This is a genomic window from Variovorax sp. P4_D9 (assembly GCF_056401695.1).
Window position 1 is genome coordinate 1 of record NZ_JBFUIU010000800.1, and the last position, 3,984, is coordinate 3,984.

At 63.4% G+C, this 3,984-nt stretch carries 7 protein-coding genes; 3 read left to right on the forward strand and 4 right to left on the reverse strand.

Annotated features, from left to right (window positions below; all coding sequences use genetic code 11):
- The first annotated feature begins 237 nt into the window (after window positions 1–237).
- A complete protein-coding gene (locus AC1DY5_RS45510) occupies window positions 238–423 on the forward strand; it encodes a DUF2188 domain-containing protein (protein ID WP_478120977.1) in 186 nt (61 codons plus the stop codon).
- 11 nt (window positions 424–434) lie between these two features.
- Here the strand turns inward: AC1DY5_RS45510 and AC1DY5_RS45515 are convergent, their stop codons facing one another.
- Genes AC1DY5_RS45515 through AC1DY5_RS45530 form a run of 4 tightly spaced genes read right to left on the reverse strand, consistent with a single transcriptional unit; the run spans window position 435 to window position 3,095 of the window.
- Complete coding sequence (locus tag AC1DY5_RS45515) at window positions 435–653, reverse strand: hypothetical protein (protein ID WP_478120978.1); 219 nt, start codon at window positions 651–653, stop codon at window positions 435–437.
- Between the two features lie 57 nt (window positions 654–710).
- Window positions 711–2,588, reverse strand: a complete 1,878-nt coding sequence (gene ftsH, locus AC1DY5_RS45520) for an ATP-dependent zinc metalloprotease FtsH (protein WP_478120983.1) — start codon at window positions 2,586–2,588, stop codon at window positions 711–713.
- Window positions 2,589–2,604: 16 nt separating this feature from the next.
- Complete coding sequence (locus AC1DY5_RS45525) at window positions 2,605–2,934, reverse strand: cytochrome C (protein ID WP_478120979.1); 330 nt, start codon at window positions 2,932–2,934, stop codon at window positions 2,605–2,607.
- The gene (locus tag AC1DY5_RS45530; RefSeq protein WP_478120980.1) at window positions 2,916–3,095 is read right to left on the reverse strand and encodes a hypothetical protein; all 180 of its coding nucleotides are present in this window, start codon (window positions 3,093–3,095) and stop codon (window positions 2,916–2,918) included. The genes AC1DY5_RS45525 and AC1DY5_RS45530 overlap by 19 nt, the downstream gene beginning before the upstream one ends.
- 35 nt (window positions 3,096–3,130) lie before the next feature.
- On the opposite strand from AC1DY5_RS45530, the gene AC1DY5_RS45535 reads away from it, so the two are divergent.
- Both AC1DY5_RS45535 and AC1DY5_RS45540 read left to right on the forward strand, forming a co-directional pair.
- A complete protein-coding gene (locus tag AC1DY5_RS45535) occupies window positions 3,131–3,565 on the forward strand; it encodes a hypothetical protein (protein WP_478120981.1) in 435 nt (144 codons plus the stop codon).
- Window positions 3,566–3,572: 7 nt separating this feature from the next.
- On the forward strand, window positions 3,573–3,836 hold the full coding sequence (locus tag AC1DY5_RS45540) for a hypothetical protein (protein WP_478120982.1): 264 nt from the start codon (window positions 3,573–3,575) through the stop codon (window positions 3,834–3,836).
- The last annotated feature ends 148 nt before the right edge of the window (window positions 3,837–3,984 follow it).

Below are 3,984 nucleotides of genomic sequence, written 5' to 3' on the forward strand. Positions count from 1 at the left end.
ATTCAGGTGATGTCCTACCAGCGCCAGACCGGCTACCGGGGTGAGGTCGTAGTCGAGTTGCTTGACGATGAAGGGGCGCATTGGAAGGAATCGGATACTGCGTTTGCAACAGGCCCATAAACGCCCCACACCTGTCTCGCGTTTACCAAACCACCTCAAATCGATCGCACCCGCAGGGTGAGCCCCTTTCACTCTTGGGCTCACGGATTCAGGATAAAGTGAAACGAGGAACTCGCCATGCCCTGGACTCCCGATCGCTACCCTCCGGCCATGGAGCACCTGCCGCAATGGATTCGGATGAAAGCCGTCGAAATAGCCAACGCCCTGCTCGCCGACGGCTATGACGATGGCAAGGCGATCCGGATCGGCATTGCCAAAGCCAAGGAATGGGCTGCACGACACGGTGCGGAGCCACATCCCTGACCAAGTCGACGTCAGGAAGACGGCTGTATGCAGCGATTCGCCGAGGCCTTTCTGGCCTCGCCGATCTCGTCGCGGATGCGGCGCACCAGATAGCTGCCGGCGCTCAGATGTCCCAACGCCACCAGGATCGCGATCGTGGCAAACACCGGGTCCTGGTTGATGCCTGACTTCGGGTCCAGCAACGCCAGAGACCACGCCAGGAGAATGAAAATCCACGCGAGCGAGGCCAAGCACGCGTGAGCGTAGATCCAGAGAGTCTTCAAAGCAGTCCCTTTCCAACAACAAGTTCACTGCGCCAAGCTGAGTTCGGCCTTCAGGCTGTCGCCCCCGGGCGCACTCCGTGACGAACCCGGACTTGCGACCAGCGCCAGCAACTCGGCCTCCTCGAGCGTCTCCTTGCTCATCAATGCGCGCACGCAGCGGTCCAGCATCTCGCGCCGCTCGCGAAGCAATTGCGTCGCACGTTTCGCCTCTTGTTCGATCAGGCCTTGCACGGCGTCATCGATGCGCTGCGCGGTCTTCTCGCTGGCTGCGGAGGACGCGATGGCGGATGATGCCGCATCGGTCCGCGATTCCATCATGGGAGAACGCTGCTCGGCGTAGACCACGGGACCGAGGCCGCTGTCCATGCCGTAGCGCATCACCATGTCGCGCGCCAGGTTCGTCGCCTTGACCAGGTCATCGGCCGCTCCCGTCGTCGGCTCGCCGAACACGAGCAATTCGGCGGCGCGGCCACCGAGCAATACCGCGAGCCTGTCGAGCAGTTCGCCCCGCCGCAGCAAGTGCCGGTCTTCCGAAGGACGCTGCAGGGTGTACCCTAGTGCGCCGATGCCGTGCGGGACGATCGACACCTTGTGCACCTTGTCCGCGCCGGGCAGGGCCAGTGCGGTCAGTGCATGACCGAGTTCGTGCGTGGCCGCGACTTCGCGCTCAAGCAGGCCGAGGATGCGGTTCTTTCTTTCGATCCCGGCGACGATGCGCTCGATCGCCTGCGTGAAATCCGACAGCGTCACCGCATCGCCGTTGCGCCGCGTGGCGATCAACGCGGCCTCATTGACTACATTCGCGAGGTCCGCACCGGCGAATCCGACGGTGATGGCTGCGACCTGGTCGAGATCCACGTTGGCGGCGAGCCGGATCTTTCGTGCATGCACCTTCAGGATCGCGACACGCCCGATGCGGTCCGGGCGATCGACGAGGACCTGGCGGTCGAAGCGCCCGGCGCGCAGTAGCGCCGGATCCAGCGTCTCCGGCCGGTTCGTCGCGGCGAGCAGGACGACGCCCACGCTCGGATCGAAGCCATCGAGCTCTACCAGCAATTGATTGAGTGTCTGCTCGCGCTCGTCCTGTCCGCCGGCGATCGGGAAGGCGGTGCGCGCCCTGCCCAGCGCATCGAGCTCGTCGATGAAGATGATGGCGGGCGCATTCGCGCGTGCCTGCTCAAACAGGTCACGCACCCGCGCGGCCCCGACGCCGACGAACATCTCGATGAATTCCGAACCGCTGATCGAAAAGAACACCACGCCCGCTTCACCTGCAACGGCGCGCGCCAGCAAGGTCTTCCCCGTGCCRGTGGGCCCCATCAGCAGTACGCCCTTCGGAATGCGGGCACCCAGCCGGCCGTGGTCCTTCGGGTTCTTGAGAAAGTCGACAATCTCCTGCAGTTCCGCCTTCGCCTCGTCGACGCCGGCGACGTCATCGAAGCGCACGCCCGTGCTCTTCTCCATGTAGATCTTCGCCTTGCTTTTCCCGATGCCCAGCAACCCGGCGCCGATGCCGCCGCCCGCACGGCGCGCGATAAGGCTCCACAGGCCGAAGATCAACAGGGCGGGCATGATCCAGGAAAGCAAAACCTGCAACCAGCTCGAGCTGCGGACCCGCTGGTAAGGGACGTCGAAGCCGGCGAGACGTTCGGCGATCTGCGGCTCGACCATGGTGGCCATCACGGTCTGCTTGCCCCCGCTTTCGGGAATCCGTAGACGCCCGGTGATGATCGAGTCGCCGACTGTGACTTCCGCAATCTTCCCTTCCCGCAACTGATCCTCGAAAGCGCTGTAGGGAACCATCTCGATGCTGCGACTCTGTTGCCAGGAGTCCCACGCGATCACAAGCAGCGCGATCGCCACAAGAACGGTGCCCAGATGGAGCGGCGCCGGCTTCTTCATGTCGCTCATGTCGCGATCACGGGCGTTCGCTTCGTGTCGGCGTCGTCACCACGGGCCGGCCGGAAGGCGACTTGAATCCATAGAAGCGCTCGTTGAGGTGCTGTGTCACCGCGACGATGTCCTCCTCGCTCCAGTTGAGCGAACCCACGGCTTGCCAGCGGACGACCTGCGCTTGCAGGCTGTTCCAGTCCGTGGCCAGCCTACGGTCGCGCCAATGCACCTGCGTCGTATGACAGGCCACGCAAGTCGTCGTGTACAGGAGTTCTCCGCGCGACTGCGCGCCCGCCGAGGCGCTGACCAGCGCCGCGACGAACAGAACGAATGTCTTTAACGGTTGAATTGCCATGGGGGCAGCTCCTCGTGCACGTCGTCGCACTCGTAGAGCCCGCCAACGACGACATAGGGCCAGCATCGCGCATCGACCGGGCCCAAACCTTGATGCAGCGCAATGACGGACGATTTCGCCAGCCGCCGCGCAAGCTCGACGCCTGGCTTGCGCGCGATCAAACCTCAGCCGCGCCATCCGATTTAGCGTTCGCACCATGGACCATTTCATTTCATCCCTGATGCGCAAGCTGTGGCTCGTTGCGCTGATGTCATACGCGTTACATGGCGGCACTGTGCTCGCGCGTCCAGCGCCTCAACCCACGCTGGCGCCGGGTTCGTTCGCCACCGGCGGCATCGGCGAGGGAGGTCAGTCGGACATGCTGGTCACGCGCGATCTCTACAACTTGCGTCTGACGTTTGCCGAGGTCGGCACGGGCGCCTACATCACAGGGGTCAGCGTGATGATCGAACCTGGCCAGGGCGCGTCATACGGGCCCTTTGCGGACTGCGGCCCTCTCTTTCACATCGTCCTGGCTCCCGGCGCCTACCGCGTCAATGCCACCTATGCCGGCGTCACCTTGACCAAGACCTTTCGGATCGGCAAGGGGGCGACGGTTGGCACCTTCTACTGGCCTTTCCAACCCGAATGAGGCACGGATGAGAATCACCATTCTTTCCGGCTCTGCTGCACCGGCCGAGCTTCAGGTGGGAACATCCCACCATCCTTACGATGGTCCGCTCCCCAAGATCGGGCACACCATCGTGATCTATGACGACGCATCGGTCGACGATGCGGCCAAGGGCAAGGGCAAGGGCAAGGGCAAGGGCAAGGGCAAGGGCAAGGGCAAGGTGAAGAAAATCGTCTGGCATTACAACGCGGCACCGAGCGCACTCTGGCCCGAGATCGTCTGCAGACGTTGATCGTCGGTACGGCCTCTAGTGTAGTGCGCCACTCAGATGTGTACGTATCTTTGGGCCCGTGCCAGTGCGGCCTTGGCCAGGATGTCGGTCGCGCTCTTGGTCCAGATAAACGGCTTGGGGTTGGCGTTGTGGTGGGCCACGTACAGAT